Origin of the sequence: Microvirga thermotolerans (assembly GCF_009363855.1) — a bacterium.
Classification (GTDB): domain Bacteria; phylum Pseudomonadota; class Alphaproteobacteria; order Rhizobiales; family Beijerinckiaceae; genus Microvirga; species Microvirga thermotolerans.
Genome location: NZ_CP045423.1, coordinates 17,557 through 31,843, shown reverse-complemented (window position 1 = coordinate 31,843; position 14,287 = coordinate 17,557). Strand labels below are relative to the sequence as shown.

General features: G+C 66.3%; 16 protein-coding genes. 5 read left to right on the top strand and 11 right to left on the bottom strand.

The annotated features are described in order from the left end of the window. Window positions 1–203: 203 nt before the first annotated feature. Window positions 204–941, top strand: coding sequence for a DUF1223 domain-containing protein (locus GDR74_RS00145; RefSeq protein ID WP_152584396.1), 738 nt, complete (start codon window positions 204–206; stop codon window positions 939–941). A gap of 26 nt (window positions 942–967) precedes the next feature. On the opposite strand, the gene GDR74_RS00140 is transcribed toward GDR74_RS00145, so the two are convergent. From GDR74_RS00140 to GDR74_RS00110, 7 genes are all read right to left on the bottom strand, one after another. Continuing rightward, window positions 968–1,693 carry a cytochrome c biogenesis CcdA family protein gene (locus GDR74_RS00140; protein ID WP_152584395.1) on the bottom strand — a complete coding sequence of 242 codons (726 nt, stop codon included), beginning with the start codon at window positions 1,691–1,693 and terminating at the stop codon, window positions 968–970. A gap of 83 nt (window positions 1,694–1,776) precedes the next feature. Beyond that, a complete protein-coding gene (locus GDR74_RS00135) occupies window positions 1,777–2,433 on the bottom strand; it encodes a DsbA family protein (RefSeq protein ID WP_152584394.1) in 657 nt (218 codons plus the stop codon). After that, complete coding sequence (locus GDR74_RS00130) at window positions 2,426–2,920, bottom strand: disulfide bond formation protein B (protein WP_246179805.1); 495 nt, start codon at window positions 2,918–2,920, stop codon at window positions 2,426–2,428. Before GDR74_RS00130 ends, GDR74_RS00135 begins: the two co-directional genes overlap by 8 nt. After that, entirely contained in the window at window positions 2,917–3,555 is a 639-nt protein-coding gene (locus GDR74_RS00125) for an SCO family protein (protein WP_152584393.1), read from the bottom strand. The genes GDR74_RS00130 and GDR74_RS00125 overlap by 4 nt, the downstream gene beginning before the upstream one ends. Window positions 3,556–3,564: 9 nt before the next feature. Next, the gene (locus GDR74_RS00120) at window positions 3,565–4,068 is read right to left on the bottom strand and encodes a copper chaperone PCu(A)C (RefSeq protein ID WP_152584392.1); all 504 of its coding nucleotides are present in this window, start codon (window positions 4,066–4,068) and stop codon (window positions 3,565–3,567) included. A gap of 219 nt (window positions 4,069–4,287) precedes the next feature. Beyond that, on the bottom strand, window positions 4,288–4,671 hold the full coding sequence (locus tag GDR74_RS00115) for a hypothetical protein (RefSeq protein WP_152584391.1): 384 nt from the start codon (window positions 4,669–4,671) through the stop codon (window positions 4,288–4,290). A gap of 91 nt (window positions 4,672–4,762) precedes the next feature. Then, window positions 4,763–5,506: a Vgb family protein gene (locus GDR74_RS00110; protein ID WP_152584390.1), complete on the bottom strand. Its 744-nt coding sequence runs from the start codon at window positions 5,504–5,506 to the stop codon at window positions 4,763–4,765. Window positions 5,507–5,821: 315 nt separating this feature from the next. Here GDR74_RS00110 and GDR74_RS00105 point away from each other — a divergent pair, with 315 nt between their 5' ends. The 4 genes from GDR74_RS00105 to GDR74_RS00090 all read left to right on the top strand — a co-directional run bounded on the left by GDR74_RS00105 (window position 5,822) and on the right by GDR74_RS00090 (window position 11,065). Continuing rightward, window positions 5,822–6,328, top strand: coding sequence for a hypothetical protein (locus GDR74_RS00105; RefSeq protein ID WP_152584389.1), 507 nt, complete (start codon window positions 5,822–5,824; stop codon window positions 6,326–6,328). A 118-nt stretch (window positions 6,329–6,446) separates the two neighbouring features. Beyond that, on the top strand, window positions 6,447–7,109 hold the full coding sequence (locus tag GDR74_RS00100) for a transglutaminase-like cysteine peptidase (RefSeq protein WP_152584388.1): 663 nt from the start codon (window positions 6,447–6,449) through the stop codon (window positions 7,107–7,109). A gap of 328 nt (window positions 7,110–7,437) precedes the next feature. After that, window positions 7,438–8,802, top strand: a complete 1,365-nt coding sequence (locus GDR74_RS00095; RefSeq protein WP_152584387.1) for a phenylacetate--CoA ligase family protein — start codon at window positions 7,438–7,440, stop codon at window positions 8,800–8,802. Window positions 8,803–8,995: 193 nt separating this feature from the next. After that, window positions 8,996–11,065 carry an NAD(+) synthase gene (locus GDR74_RS00090; protein ID WP_152584386.1) on the top strand — a complete coding sequence of 690 codons (2,070 nt, stop codon included), beginning with the start codon at window positions 8,996–8,998 and terminating at the stop codon, window positions 11,063–11,065. A 66-nt stretch (window positions 11,066–11,131) separates the two neighbouring features. Here the strand turns inward: GDR74_RS00090 and GDR74_RS00085 are convergent, their stop codons facing one another. The 4 genes from GDR74_RS00085 to GDR74_RS00070 all read right to left on the bottom strand — a co-directional run bounded on the left by GDR74_RS00085 (window position 11,132) and on the right by GDR74_RS00070 (window position 14,286). Beyond that, window positions 11,132–12,310 (bottom strand): L,D-transpeptidase family protein, encoded by a 1,179-nt coding sequence (locus tag GDR74_RS00085; protein ID WP_246179798.1) that lies wholly within the window; start codon window positions 12,308–12,310, stop codon window positions 11,132–11,134. Window positions 12,311–12,476: 166 nt separating this feature from the next. Further along, a complete protein-coding gene (locus tag GDR74_RS00080) occupies window positions 12,477–13,106 on the bottom strand; it encodes a cation diffusion facilitator family transporter (protein WP_152584385.1) in 630 nt (209 codons plus the stop codon). After that, on the bottom strand, window positions 13,103–13,615 hold the full coding sequence (gene lspA, locus GDR74_RS00075; protein ID WP_152584384.1) for a signal peptidase II: 513 nt from the start codon (window positions 13,613–13,615) through the stop codon (window positions 13,103–13,105). The genes GDR74_RS00080 and lspA overlap by 4 nt, the downstream gene beginning before the upstream one ends. After that, entirely contained in the window at window positions 13,612–14,286 is a 675-nt protein-coding gene (locus GDR74_RS00070; protein ID WP_194164578.1) for a class I SAM-dependent methyltransferase, read from the bottom strand. Before GDR74_RS00070 ends, lspA begins: the two co-directional genes overlap by 4 nt. Window position 14,287: the final 1 nt, after the last annotated feature.

The window sequence follows — 14,287 nt, the reverse complement described above, 5'->3', positions numbered from 1 at the left end:
GCTGCGGTCTGGTTCCGGGGGAGATGCATCCGCCAGGGCCGGCTCGGGTAACGCTCCTGTGGCCCCGGCCGCGGCCATCGATCAGGAGCTGCGGGCCGGCACTGCCGTCGTCATGCCCGCCGCAGCCAATCAATTTCACGGGCAGGCTGAGATCAAATGAAAGTGACTTCCTCGGCGTCTGGACGGCGTGTTGAGTTAGGGGCATGCGACACCCTCTGAGAACCTGGGCTGCCCTCTTCCCCGCTGTCTGCGCCCTCCTTGTGGGCCAGGCTGTCGCCTCACCTGAGCCGCGGGCTGTCCTCGAACTCTTCGTCAGCCAAGGCTGCTCGGCCTGCCGGCCCGCGAACGAACTCATGGCGGAGTGGAAACGGGATCCAAGCCTCGTCGTGATGAGCCTGCCAGTGAACTATTGGGACTACCTGGGGTGGAAGGACACCCAGGCCGATCCGCTGTTCACGGCCCGGCAGAAGGGATACGCGAAAGCCCGCAGGGGCCAACGGGTCTACACGCCCGAGATGGTCGTCAACGGCGTGGTGTCCTGCGTCGGGTCGGCGCGGGACCAGGTCGTGGAGGCGGTCGACCGGACAGCGCCCGGGACCACGCCCCTTCCTGTCGCCATCCGGGTGCGGGAGGAGAACGGCCTGGTTATCGTCGATGTCGGGGAAGGCACCGGTGAGGCCGAGGCCTGGTTGCTGCCGGTCCGCCGGCACAGCCAGGTCGCCATCCACCGCGGCGAGAATGCCGGCCGCACGGAAACCTACACGAATGTCGTGCGGGCCGTACTGCCCTTGGGGACCTGGGCCGGCGCCACCGTCCGCTTCGAGATGCCGCTGGAGGCGGTTCGGACGAAGGACGCCGACGCATACGTCGTCCTTCTGCAGAAGGCACGGGACGGCCACCCGGGCAGGATCCTCGGCGCGGCCAAGGGACCGGGCCTGTAGCGCACGCCCGGACGGCGTGCGGAGCCTCAGCCCAGCGTCGCGAGGGCCGGGAACGTCTCCAGGAGCCAGAACGCCACGTTGGTGATCCAGCCGGTCAGGAAGGCGATGCCGGTCAGCACGAGGAGCACGCCCATGGCCTTCTCGACCATCGCGAAGCGCGAGCGCATGCGCTTGAGGAGCGCCACGACAGGCTTCATGGCGAAAGCCGCGAGCAGAAAGGGAATGCCGAGGCCCGCCGAATACGCGGCCAGCAGCAGGGCCCCCTGCGCAACGCTCTGCTCCGACCCCGCCACGGTGAGGATCGCCGCCAGCACCGGGCCGATGCAAGGCGTCCAGCCGAAAGCGAAGGCGAGGCCCATCACATAAGCGCCCCACAACCCGACCGGCTTGGCGACGCTGAGGCGCGCCTCGCGGTAGAAGAGCCCAATGCGGAACACGCCGAGGAAGTGCAGGCCCATGACGATGATGGCAAGGCCCGCGACTGTGCTCAGCACGTCGAGATATTGCCGGATCGCCTGTCCGAGCGCGGACGCGGTGGCGCCCAGGAGCACGAAGACGGTGGAGAAGCCGGCCACGAACAGAAGCGCGGCCAAGAGAGCCCGCCAGCGAACCGCGCGGTCGCCCGCGTTCAGCCGGTCGAAGGTCGTGCCTGCCAGAAACGACAGGTAGGGCGGCACCAGCGGCAGAACGCAGGGGCTCAGGAAGCTGATGAGGCCGCCGAGCATGGCGGCCGGAAGGGAGACGCTGAGCATTGAGCCTTCAATCTATCGTGGGGCCGCCGCACAATACCTTGGCGGCCTGTTGGGTTTTACGGGACACATGAGCATGGGGCGCGTCACGACCCCTTCCGCGCCTGCTCGACCTCGCGTTGAACCAGGTCGCGGAGCTGCTGCGGGCCGAAATGGGTCAGCGGCTTGCCGTTGACGAAGAAGGTCGGCGTCTGCCGCACGTTGTTGGCCTTCACGTCGGCGATGTCCTGCTCCAGGACGCGGGTGATCTCGGGCGAGGAAGCCTCGTCCTGGGCGCGTTGCACTTGGAGGCCGGCGACCTTGGCGACGCCCCAGGCCTTGTCCAGATCGGGAGCGCCATGTGCGGCCCATTCCGGCTGGGTGGCAATCAGAGCTTCGAGAACCGGCTCGAACCGTCCTTGCGTGCGCGCCGTCTCCAGGATCCGGACCGCGGTGTCGGCTCCCTCATGGAAAGGTGTGTATCGCAGGACCAGGCGCACGTCCTTCGGGAAGTCGGCGAGGATCTGCTTGACGATGGGATAGAAGGCCCGGCAGGCCTCGCACATCGGATCGAAGAACTCAACGATGGTGACCGGGGCCTCCCGTGGGCCGATGACCGGCGAATGCGGCCGCACGAGAGATTCGGCCATGCGCGTTTCCGCAAGCACGGACGCCTTGCCGTTTCGGTCGTACAGGAAGGCACCGCCGGCAAAGGCGAAGACCACGACCAGGGCCGTCAAGGCAACGAGGAGGCGTTTAGACATTGGATCTCTTTCGGCTGGCCGGGAGAAGAACGGCGATGCCCGTGAAGGCTGTGAGCGACAGGTAGGGGAGCGGCAGACCCAGAACGGTCATGTCGGCGCTGGAGCAGGACAGACCTTGTCCGCAGGGCTTGATCGCCTCGGGGATGATCCCGGCGTACAGCAGCGAGTGGAATGCAGCGACGAGCCATCCGAGCGCGGCGACGGGCAAGGCGTAGCGCCAGACGTCGGCATCCTCGCGGAACGTCGCCACCGCCAGGATGACGGCGAGCGGGAACATGAACACGCGTTGGTGCCAGCACAGATGGCACGGCGTCTGTCCCATGACCTCCCCGATGAACAGCGCCCCGGCGGTTGCGGCAAGCGCGATCATCCAGGCGGCGAACAGGCGCCCCCACGCGTGACGGCTGTCAGGGATCTCCTGATCCGATGGAACCGCCGACGCCTTTGGGGGCAGAGCATGGCCGAGCATGCGATGTGACCCGTTCATGCCTTATCCTCCCGGATCGCCCGCCGGAATTTGGCGAGCGCCGACGGCGCCTCCTCGTGATAGTCGATCAGGGTCACGAGCTCGCCCTTGGCATCGGTCACGATCACCGACGCGGTGTGCTCCATCGTGTAGTTGCCGCCCTCGGTCGGCACCTTGCGGTAGGCGATGCGGAAGGACTTGGCGGCCGACGCGATCTCCTCGGGGGTACCGGTGAGCGCGACGATCCGGGGATCGAAGCTCTCCATGTAGGTCTTTAGCAACTCGGGGGTGTCCCGCTCCGGATCGACCGTCACGAACACGACGTTGAGGCGGTCGGCGTCGGGCCCGAGGTCCTTGAGATGCTGGCTCATCTCGAACAGCGTCGTTGGGCAGACCTCCGGGCAGTGGGTGAAGCCGAAGAAGTACGCTGTCGGCTTGCCTTTGAACGTGTCCTGCGTGACGCGCTCGCCGCGGTGGTTCACCAATGAGAACGGGCCGCCGACGGCCGGCGTGCCTGTGGTCGTGACGACGGTGGGCGGGCGCTGGCCGAGCCACTCCGTTCGGAGCCAGCCAATTGCGATCCCGGTCCCGACAAAGATGACCAGGGCCACCAGTCCCCACGTGACCCACCGTACGATCCTGAGAGTGGATGACATCGCGTTGCCTCAGTGGTTGTGGTGGGCGTTGGCTGCGGCGGGGGCCGCCTGCGCGCCGATACCGCCGACCTGGTATTCGATCTTGAGCACCCCGGCCTTCTCGAACACGAGCATGCCCTTCACCGTCTCGCCTGGCTTCAGGCCCTGGCGCAGATTGACGAGCATGGCGTGCAGGCCGCCCGGCTTCAGCTCGACCGTCTGACCCGGGGCGATCTCCAGGCCTCCGGTGACGGGTTCCATGCGGGCGACGCCCTCGACGACCGTCGACCGATGCACCTCGAAGCGTTCGGCCACGACGGTGGAGCCGCCGACGAGACGGTCAGGCTCCGAGCCCGTGTTGGTGATCCGCATGTAGCCGCCAGCGACCTTGGCGCCGCCGGGCGTTGCCCGGGACCAGGGCGCCTCCACCACGACGGCGCCGGCACGATAGGTTCCAGGGGCCTGGGCCATCGCAGGCGGCATGCTGCCGATGGCGAGGCCCGATAGGAGAGCAACGAGAAATCGCTTCGTCATTTTGGTGTCTTTCGCCCCTCGTCGGGGTGCATCATCACATTTGCAATCAGGTGTCGTGGCCGTCCTGGAATTGCACGAAGGAGCGCCGCCGAGAGGACGGGCCCACAGAGACGGCTTTATTGGGGTGTCCCAGGGTCGACGGCGGCCATGACACAGATGGCCGGCGTCGGCGCGCAGCGACAGCCGCGCGGCTTCCGGCGCTTGGCGCCGGCGGTGTCCTTAGGCTTGTGGGGGCCGGGAGGGCGGAGCCTGGGCCAGCGTCTCCAGAGCGGCATCATCCCCGGGCACCCGAGCCTGTGCAGGGCTGAACCAGCGCAGCATCACACTTGCAGTCGAAACGCCCTGGAGAATTGTTGCATGACACAAGGCCGCAAGCGGACAGGCCTTGGGGCCTTCGGACTTGGATGGCCATGCCGGCGGGCAGCACTGCACCGCGGCCATCGCCATGTCATAGGCCGCGCGGGTCGGATCTGTCGTCGCGGCGGCCGCCGCTATGGGCGCGATCATCCCACGCGCCGCCGCGGGGACGGCGAACGGGGCAAGCACGACGGCAACGACCGCGAGGATCGGGAGCAGACGTGTGATGGCGAGCCATGGCTTCATGCCGCGAACCTCTCACACGAAGCCCGAATTGAAAAGCGCGGCATCCTCACGCGCACGTGACAAATCGCTCGCCACTTCCCTCCGGTAAGTGCTAGCGCCCCGGCGTCATGTCGGCCGAGTGGACGTTGCGCTGCGGAAAGCCGGCGACCTTCTCGCCTCTGCCGGTGGTCGGATCAATCCTGTAGAGCGCGCTCTCCCCACCGTAGTTGGTGGCGTAGAGCGTACCGTCCCTGTCGAACACGATCCCCATGACGCTCGGTGGCACATTGGAGTAGCGGGTCACCTCCGTCAGGGCGGCGGACTTCGGGTCAAGACGGTAGAGGGACGTCGTGGTGGTCGCGTACATCGCGCCATCCTTGGGGTTGGTGGCAAAGTCCATCACGTCCCTGCCGCCCTGGAATGGGCCGACTTCGGTGAACACACCGGTTTGGGCATCGATCCGGTAGAGGCGGTTCTCCATCACTCCGCTGGCGTACAGACCTCCGTCCGGCCCCGGTCCGAGCGCCATGATGCGGACGGTCTTTTCAAGCGGTTCGCCAATGGGTGTCGCCTTCCCTGTGCTCGGGTCAACGACTGCCAGTTGTGACCTGGAGTTCTCGTGCCGCATCGAGTCCGTGACGGTGTAGAGTCTGCCGTCCGCGCCAAAGGCGAGAGGGGCCGAGCCGGGATAGCCGAAGCTGCCGATCACCTTTGTTTCGCCGGTCTTCACATCAAGGGCGAGGAGATCGGTTCCGACACCACCGGTGGAGTAGATGATGGGATCGGCTTGTGCACCGAACGTGGACGTGAGGAGCAGGCCAGTCGCCATGATAAAAAGGCGCGAGACGGACCGCATGTCACCCTCCTGACTGGAACAGCACAAGCGAGGTTACATCCACTGACCCTCGCACGGAAGCTGCACCAGTACCTTGCACGAAGTGCTACGCAGCAATATCCCGGCGCAACGTGGCGAGCACGGTCGCGGCGTCCCTGGGTGGATCGATCAGGGTGAATTGATCCCTCTTCGCATCGGCCTGTTAACTGTTTGCTGTCTGAGGGATCCTGATAATCCGCTTCCAGGATGCAGGGACGTGCCGCCGGAGCCGACGATGATCAATGCGGCACGGGGCAGACCACGACATATCCCCGTCAGCGCCCCGCGGAGGGTCCAATGAGAATTGCTGCTGCCCTGCTCTTCGCCACGCTTGCATACCCTGCCGCGGCCAATCCCTTCGATATCCCGCCCGAGCGGTATGACGAGACGATCAACCCGACCCTGCAACAGGTCGGCTCCGACCTGCGCGTCCGGCAGAGTGCGTGCGCTCCAGCCCGCTGCCGGTTCGTGGCGCGCCAGGTCGAGGTCGAGGTGTCCAGCCCAGTGGGCCGCCCCGCCACAGAGCGGATCACCATCGCGGCCACCTTCCGCCAAGGCGACGATGAGGCGGGGCAGCGCCTCCTTGAGGATACCCTGACAATGATCGGGGCTACCATGGTTGCCTACGATCCCCGAATGGCGGCAGACCAGCGCGGCGAGATCCTGCTGGAGTTGGGGGACGCCGCTCTCAGCGTCGGCGAGGCGCACCGGGACAGCGCCGACATGCACTACGCCCTCTCGTTCGATGACGTCAGCGGGCGTCTGGAGATCACCGCTGCGGCATTAAGTGCGGGCCACGGGTGATGAAGGTTCGGAACGAAACCTGGTGCGACCTGTTAACTCTCGTTTAACTTCTGCCTTGAGATTGCCCATCTCGCTGTGTCAGGTTTGATGAACAAAACCTTAACGGCACGGCGGGGCAATGCGGCAACCTTTCTTTGGGCTTCTGAACGGTCGGCCGTTTCCCAGAAACACGCTTTGCCTCTCTGCCTTTGCCTTGAGCCTCGCCCTAATGGGGGGCGCGGTGCAGGCGCAATCCATGGCCGCCCTGCCGGCCGTCACCCAGCCCGTTGCCAAGGTTGGCGCTGCCAAGCCAATCATGGGCTGGATCCGCTTCTGCGAACAGAACCCGGCGGAGTGCGCCGTTGACCCATCCGAGCCGGCCGCCATCGATCTCTCGGCGAAGGACTGGCAGACCCTCATCCGGATCAACCGCCAGGTGAATATCGACATCAAGGCAAAGACCGACAAGGATCACTGGGGCATCGACGACCGCTGGGACTTCGCCGAGGACGGCTCCGGCGACTGCGAGGACTACCAGCTCGTGAAGCGCAAACTCCTTGTCGAAGCCGGGTTTCCACGCCGGGCGCTGCGCATGACCGTGGTCATCGACGAGGAAGGCGCAGGACACGCGGTCATGATGGTGCGCACCAACCGGGGTGACTTCATCCTCGACAACAAGCGCAACGCCATCCTGCCGTGGCACAAGACCGGCTACGTCTACATCAAGCGTGAGGGCGACGAGGGCATGGCCTGGGCCTCGCTCGGCGGCCGTACATCCCCAACCATGACGGCAAACCAATAGAGGCGGTCGCCGCCTCATGCACCCCGCCCGGCAGTTCGTTGACTGCGGCAGGGATGAGCCGCACGCCCGTCAGGGCGAACGCGGATGCTCGCCGCGAGGAGGGTGCCGCCACGAGCGAGCCCGAAGGGACCAAGCGGGAGCCGCGCGCCGCGCCACGGGGCACGGCGTCATCGGGGCAAATTCGCACGCGGATCAGACTGGACATCAAGCGGTCGTCACGAGCCCATAACGGACGAGCGCCGCAAGCTTGCTCGTGAGGCCTGCCGAGGGGATTGACCCTCTAGCCGCTAGAGGACTTAGCCTGCCCTGGATATCAGGCGGGTCGATCATGAGTGAGAGCATCCTTCGTCTAATCCTGGACGCCCATAGGGCCAGGAGGCGCGGCGGGAAGTCCATTGTGCAGCGGCAGCAGGCGCGCTTCGCCGAGATGGTCGTGTTCGCCCGCACCCATTCGCCTTATTATCGTGAGCTTTATCGGCGCCTGCCTGATCGGGTCGACGATCCCGCCCGCCTGCCGGTCACCAGCAAGAGCGCGTTGATGGAGCGGTTCGACGATTGGGTGACGGATCAAAGCGTAACCCGCGATCAAGTGCGGGCCTTCGTTTCGAACGTGGAACTCGTCGGCGAGCGGCTGATGGGCAGGTATCTCGTCGCCACCACCTCCGGAACCACTGGAACACGCGGGGTGTTCCTGATCGATGACCGGAGCTTGGCGGTGACGAGCGCCATGGCGCTGCGGATGCTGAGAGATTGGCTCAGCTTCAGGGACGTCCTCCGGATCATGGCGGGTGGCGGGCGCACGGCGATGGTGATGGCAACCGGCGGACACTTCGCGTCCGCGGTCGCCGCGGCTCGCCTGCAGAAGGGTCGGCCGGGTCGGGCCGTTCAGGTCCTGTCGGTGCACACCCCGATCCCGGAACTGGTCGCACAACTCAACCGCTTCCGTCCGGTTGTTGTTGCCCCATACGCCAGCATGGCGGCGCTCCTGGCCAGCGAACAGGAGGCAGGCCGCCTCAACATCAAGCCGGCCCTGGTGGCGCTTTCGGCGGAGGGGTTGCCACTGGACGAGTATGACCGCATCGCACGGACGTTCGGCACCAAGGTCGGCAACTCCTATGCCGCAACCGAATGCCCGTTCCTGAGCTACGGTTGCGAGCATGGCTGGCTGCACGTCAACAGCGATTGGGTCGTGTTGGAGCCTGTCGATGCGGACCATCGGCCCGTGCCGCCAGGCGAGCCGTCCCACACCGTGCTGGTGAGCAACCTCGCCAACAAGGTGCAGCCGATCCTCCGCTACGATCTCGGCGACAGCGTACTGCAGAGGCCGGATCCCTGTCCGTGCGGGAACCCGCTTCCGGCCATTCGGGTCCAAGGACGTGCCGCCGATGTCTTGACATTCCCGAGCACCGACGGCCATTCGGTCACAGTGGCTCCCCTCGCGTTCGGTGCCTTGGCGGCTCGGGTGTCGGGGATCCAGGCCTTTCAGGTCGTTCAGACTGCCCCCGCCAATCTCCGCGTCCGCCTCCGGTATGCTGCTGAAGCGGATGCTGATCGGGTCTGGCAGGTTCTGCACGCCGAACTGATGCGTCTGTTGACGGCGAATGGCGCGACGCACGTGCGGATCGAGCGTGCGAAGGAGCCGCCGGAACAATCACCCGGGGGCAAATTCCGCGAGGTCATCCCGCTACGTTAGACACCGGCAACGAGCGGCGCCGACCTGCTCGTCAGGCGCTCCAGCGCGGCTCGGCTTGCCCTGACTGCTGTTCCCGTCAGCCCTGGCCGCGCTAACTAGATGCTGCCCGAAGCAACCCGCGAGGGGCAGGGGCCGCAATGGGTTCGTTGCCTGGCGGCACTTGGATCGCGAGACTGAACCTCTGGAACACGGGATGATCTCTTTCTTCTCACCCTACCGCCACGACTTCGTCCGCATCGCGACCTGTGTCCCAAGGATGGATGTGGCCAATCCAAGCTTCAATGCCGAGCGTACCCTGGAGTTGTTGCGCCAAGGCCATCAGGAGCGCATCGCCCTCATGGTGTTCCCGGAGCTCGGACTGTCCGCTTACTCGATTGACGATCTCTTCCATCAGGACGCCCTGCTCGAAGCCGTCGAGGATGCGATTGGCCGCGTCGTAGCCGACAGCGCCGACCTGCTCCCGGCCTTCGTGGTCGGAGCGCCTCTCCGCTCCAGAGGCCGCCTCTATAACGCGGCGATTGTGATCCATGCCGGACGCATCCTCGGCGTCGTGCCGAAGGCCTACCTGCCCAACTACCGGGAATTCTACGAGCGACGTTACTTCGCCCCTGGGGCGGAGGTCCGCGGCCAGACCATCACCATCGCAGGGGGCGAGGTTCCTTTGGGGATCGACCTCCTGTTCCGGTCGGCGGGCAGTTGCCCGTTCACCTTTCATGTCGAGATCTGCGAGGACATGTGGGTGCCCCATCCGCCGAGCACGGCGGCGGCGCTCGCCGGGGCGGAAATCCTGCTCAACCTTTCAGCCAGTAACATCACCATCGGCAAGGCCGAGGACCGGCGCCTGCTGTGCGGCTCCCAGTCGATGCGCTGCGTCGCGGCCTATGCCTATTCGGCGGCGGGCCCCGGCGAGTCCACGACCGATCTCGCCTGGGACGGTCATGGCGGCATCTTCGAGGACGGCCTGCGCCTGGCCGAGACCGAACGCTTTCCTGCCAATTCCACCATGGCTGTGGCCGACGTGGACCTCGGGCGCCTGCGCCAGGAACGGATGCGGCGCGTCACCTTCCGCGATTGCGGCGACGTGTTGGGGGTCACGCCGGCCGACTTCCGGGTCATTCCCCTGTCCGTCGACGCACCGGAGGAGCCCCTCGCGCTCCGGCGGCCCGTCGAGCGTTTCCCGTATGTCCCGTCGGATCCGAGCAAGCTGGCCGACAACTGCTACGAGGCGTACAACATCCAGGTCCAAGGGCTCGCGAAGCGCCTGCAAGCGACCCGCACCGAGAAGGTCGTCATCGGCGTGTCCGGCGGCCTCGACTCGACGCAGGCTCTTCTCGTGTGCTGCCGCGCCATGGACAAGCTTGGCCTGCCGCGAACCAACATCCTCGCCTATACCCTGCCGGGCTTCGCGACCAGCGAGGGCACCAAGGGCAACGCCTGGGCCCTGATGCGGGCGCTCGGGGTCACTGCATCCGAGATCGACATCCGCCCGGTCGCCCGGCAGATGCTCTCCGACATGGGGCATCCTTTCGCCGAGGGGCAGCCCGTCTACGACGTCACGTTCGAGAACGTGCAGGCGGGCCTGCGCACCGACTACCTGTTCCGGCTCGCCAACCACAACCGGGGCATCGTCGTGGGGACCGGCGACCTGTCCGAGCTGGGACTGGGCTGGTGCACGTACGGCGTCGGGGACCAGATGTCCCACTACAACGTCAATGCATCGGTCTCGAAGACGCTGATCCAGCACCTGATCCGGTTCGTGGCCGCCTCGGGCGACGTCGATGAGACGACCGCCGGCATCCTGCACGCAATCCTGGCGACCGAGATCTCGCCGGAGCTGGTGCCGCAGGATGCCTCGGGGCAGATCCAGTCGACGGAGGCCATGATTGGTCCCTACGCGTTGCAGGACTTCAACCTGTACTACCTCACGCGCTATGGGTTCCGCCCGTCGAAGATCGCGTACCTTTCGTGGCATGCCTGGAGAGATGCGGAAGCCGGCACCTGGCCGCCGAACCTCCCGCCGAGCTCGCATCGGGCCTACGACCTTGGCGAGATCAAGCGATGGCTGCGGGTCTTCCTGGGGCGGTTCATCACCAGCCAGTTCAAGCGCACGGCGATGCCGAACGGCCCAAAGATCTCGTCCGGCGGCTCCCTGTCCCCGCGGGGCGATTGGCGCGCCCCTTCAGATGCGGGATCGAGTGTCTGGCTGGAGGAGCTCGACCGCAACGTGCCGGATGACGAGGCGGCGCTATCTCAGAATGGGTGAAGCCGCGCCTGCTAGGGCGCGGCTCTGGTGTATCGATCCGGAGCGGCTTCGTCGGCGAACGCTCGTCTACCCGCCAATGAACGCAAGCATCCGTTTCAGGACGGAGCGCTCCTCGCCACCTGCGGCTTGGGCCGCCGGCTCAGGCGCTGCCGCGGCAGCAGGGGTCGGTGTCGATGCAGCCTGCCGGACCGATCCGCTGGCGCGGGTCTGCCCCACAGCCGATTTCTGCGAGGCATACGCCAGCGCCGACGAGGGTTCCTGCTTCGGCTTGCCATTGGCGGCGAGGACGATTTCCCGCGGCCCCGCGGCCAAGGCCTCCGGCCGGCTGACGTCGCCAAGGCGGTTCCGGGCGCTTACGTCGACGGCAAGCGAGCCACCGTCTGCCGAGGTGTCACCGGCCAGCGCCTGCCGGAAGGTCTGGTGCTGCCCGCCATCGTCGTAGACCAGCCTGATCGGCTGCACGCCCTTGGCCACCAGTTCGGCGACCTCCTGCTCGTCCCTCTGGCGCTTCTGCGCGACCGCCGCCATCATGGAGGCGCTGCCCCCGAATGCGTACTGCCGGTTGGCCACGGACACCTGCGGCTCCTCCTTGGCGACCTCGAAGTAGTCCGAGCCTTCCTTGAGGTTCTTCCAGAACGCGATGTTGGGGTCGTAGCGGTGCTTGGCCAGGTTCTCGGCCGTCATCCGGAACGGATAGGACTGGAACTGGAAGCCGCGCTGGCCACTGGCGAAGGACTCACGCGCCAGGGCGTAGACCTCGGAGATGGCCTCGTCCGTCATCGCGAAGCAGCCCATCGACGAGCACGAGCCGTGCACCATCAGGTGCGCCCCCGTGCGGCCATGGGCGCGGTCGTACGCGTTCGGGTAGCCGAGATTGAACGACAGGTAGAGCTGCGAGTTCGGGTTCATGGCGGCCGGGGTAACCGTGTAGAAGCCTTCCGGCGCCTGGCGGTCGCCCTCGCGGATCTTCGGCCCGAGCTGGCCCGACCAGCGGCACATCGGGTAGGTCTTGAGCAGCGCGTACTTGCCGTCGCGGCCGCGCTTCCAAACCTCGATCTCGGATTCCTTCTTGTAGGCCCGCATCAGGATCGGGTCGTTCTGCGACATCCCCTTGCTGGCCATCAGCGCCATGGTGGCCGATGGGATCGGCGCGAGGTGCTTCGTCGAGCTTGTGGAGACGCCCTCACTCTGGCAGGCGGCGAGCGCGAGAACCAGGCTCGCGGCCATTGCGATACGCTTCATCATGGGGGACCCCGCATTCCTTAACGACCTGCCCGGACGTTGCTGCCGGACAGTTCCCCAATTTGTCTAAATGGTTAGCTTTAACTCTGTCTTACTGCAAGAAAGCTGTCTTATCGTAAACAAGGCCCATCGGAGGTAGATGGCATCGCCACGTCAGTCCTTCCCGTGCTCAGGCTGGTGATTGGGCGACCTTGAGGTCGCGGCGGGCATCCTTGATGATGGCCCACGACGATTGGAGGAACAGTCCCGCGATCACGACGGCAACAACGAGGTCGGGCCATGGCGTCGCGGTCCAGGCGACGAGGCCGGCGGCGATGATCACCGCCACGTTGCCGATGGCATCGTTCCGGCTGAACAGCCACACGGCCCGGACATTCGCGTCCCCGGTCCGGTGCGGCAGCAGAACCCACGCCGACACGACGTTGACAACCAGCGCAATGACGCCGAACAAACCCATGATCTCGGCCTCGGGCTGGTGGAGCACGAACACCCGGTACGCGGACGTGACCAGGATGCCGAGGCCGAGGAGGCCGAGGAAGATGCCCTGCAGGAGCGCGGATCGCGCCCGCCAGACCAGGCTCCACCCGATGGCGAGTAGGCCGAGCAGCGTGATGGTGCCGTCACCCAGGAAGTCGAGGGCGTCCGCCTTCAGGGCCTGCGACCCGGAAACGAACCCGGCCACGATCTCGGCCAGCCCATAGCCGACGTTGAGCACCACGACGGTCCACAGGGCCCGCCGGTAGGCCGGGGTGACGTGGGAGTAATCCTGGATCTTGTCGTCGTCATCGTCGTCACTCATCCGGGGCGCCTTTCGTGCACGGCCGTTTCGGGACGGGCCGCCGGTCCGCGGGACTTCAGGAGGGCGTCGATCACGAGCAGAACGACGCCTGCGGAGATGAAGATGTCGGCGACGTTGAACGTGAACAGCCGCCAGGCCATCGGGTGGAGGTCGAGGAAGTCGGTCACGGCTCCATCCGCCGCCCGGTCGATCAGGTTCCCCAGCGCGCCTCCGGCGATCAAGCCATACCCGGTGCGCTCGCCCAGATCCGGAGCCCGCAGCGCGAACCAGGTCACGAAGGCGGTCGCCAGCGCCTGCACGATCAGCAGGGTCGTAACCGCTGCCTCCGTGCCCGCCGAGAACATGCTGAAGCTGACACCGCGGTTGAACGCCAGCGCGAGGCTCAGGAAAGGGACAAGGGGCTCTACCGCGTCGGCCAGATGCACGGAGGCAAGGAGCTTGGTCCCAAGGTCGACAGCAGCCGTGAGCGCGATCAGGCCGAGAACAAAGACAGCCGGTCGGGCCCTCATGGCGAATTTCTCCCGACGGGCTTCATCCCGTGCAGGAAGGCCAGGTTCCCGAAGATGGTCCTGCGACGGTAGACCTCCCGGACATCTGCGAACCCCGCCTGCCGCACCAGCACGGGCAGGAGCCCCCGGAGGTTGTCGCGCGTGTTCGGGAAGCCGTCGAAGACCTGCACCGGGACGTAGGCCAGCCGCATCAGGAGGTTGTCCGGTTCGGCCCAGTCCGCGATCACAATGCGGCCTCCCGGGCGGAGGACCCTGAAAGCCTCCGCGAACGCAGCCCGCTTGGTGGGCTGCTCCAGGTGGTGGAACACGAGGCTCGACACCACCGCCGTCGCGGAACCGCCGGCCAGCGGCAGGGCATCCGCAAACGCCTGCTCAAACCGGATGTCGAGGTTTGTTTCGGCGGCCTTGGCCCTGGCACGGCCCAGCATCACCGGGTCGGGGTCGATCCCGATGACGGAGGCTTCGGGACAGGCAGCCTTCAGCATCGACGCGAGCGTCCCGGTGCCGCATCCAAGGTCGGCGATGACATCGCCGGGCTTCGGCGCGATGGTGGCGACGAGCCGGGCCTTCCAGGCGTCCTCGGCCAGGAAGCGGGCGATCAGGCCGTCGTAGAAGCCCGTTAGGCTATGGAGCCCGAGCGCAGGGACGAACGGGCGCGGGTTGGACGTCATC

What these genes read in the sequence shown, in the direction of transcription:
- GDR74_RS00145 (WP_152584396.1), top strand. Translation starts at nt 204, where the DNA reads ATGCGACACCCTCTGAGAACCTGGGCTGCCCTCTTCCCCGCTGTCTGC.
- GDR74_RS00140 (WP_152584395.1), bottom strand. Translation starts at nt 1,693, where the DNA reads ATGCTCAGCGTCTCCCTTCCGGCCGCCATGCTCGGCGGCCTCATCAGC.
- GDR74_RS00135 (WP_152584394.1), bottom strand. Translation starts at nt 2,433, where the DNA reads ATGTCTAAACGCCTCCTCGTTGCCTTGACGGCCCTGGTCGTGGTCTTC.
- GDR74_RS00130 (WP_246179805.1), bottom strand. Translation starts at nt 2,920, where the DNA reads ATGAACGGGTCACATCGCATGCTCGGCCATGCTCTGCCCCCAAAGGCG.
- GDR74_RS00125 (WP_152584393.1), bottom strand. Translation starts at nt 3,555, where the DNA reads ATGTCATCCACTCTCAGGATCGTACGGTGGGTCACGTGGGGACTGGTG.
- GDR74_RS00120 (WP_152584392.1), bottom strand. Translation starts at nt 4,068, where the DNA reads ATGACGAAGCGATTTCTCGTTGCTCTCCTATCGGGCCTCGCCATCGGC.
- GDR74_RS00115 (WP_152584391.1), bottom strand. Translation starts at nt 4,671, where the DNA reads ATGAAGCCATGGCTCGCCATCACACGTCTGCTCCCGATCCTCGCGGTC.
- GDR74_RS00110 (WP_152584390.1), bottom strand. Translation starts at nt 5,506, where the DNA reads ATGCGGTCCGTCTCGCGCCTTTTTATCATGGCGACTGGCCTGCTCCTC.
- GDR74_RS00105 (WP_152584389.1), top strand. Translation starts at nt 5,822, where the DNA reads ATGAGAATTGCTGCTGCCCTGCTCTTCGCCACGCTTGCATACCCTGCC.
- GDR74_RS00100 (WP_152584388.1), top strand. Translation starts at nt 6,447, where the DNA reads ATGCGGCAACCTTTCTTTGGGCTTCTGAACGGTCGGCCGTTTCCCAGA.
- GDR74_RS00095 (WP_152584387.1), top strand. Translation starts at nt 7,438, where the DNA reads ATGAGTGAGAGCATCCTTCGTCTAATCCTGGACGCCCATAGGGCCAGG.
- GDR74_RS00090 (WP_152584386.1), top strand. Translation starts at nt 8,996, where the DNA reads ATGATCTCTTTCTTCTCACCCTACCGCCACGACTTCGTCCGCATCGCG.
- GDR74_RS00085 (WP_246179798.1), bottom strand. Translation starts at nt 12,310, where the DNA reads ATGATGAAGCGTATCGCAATGGCCGCGAGCCTGGTTCTCGCGCTCGCC.
- GDR74_RS00080 (WP_152584385.1), bottom strand. Translation starts at nt 13,106, where the DNA reads ATGAGTGACGACGATGACGACGACAAGATCCAGGATTACTCCCACGTC.
- lspA (WP_152584384.1), bottom strand. Translation starts at nt 13,615, where the DNA reads ATGAGGGCCCGACCGGCTGTCTTTGTTCTCGGCCTGATCGCGCTCACG.
- GDR74_RS00070 (WP_194164578.1), bottom strand. Translation starts at nt 14,286, where the DNA reads ATGACGTCCAACCCGCGCCCGTTCGTCCCTGCGCTCGGGCTCCATAGC.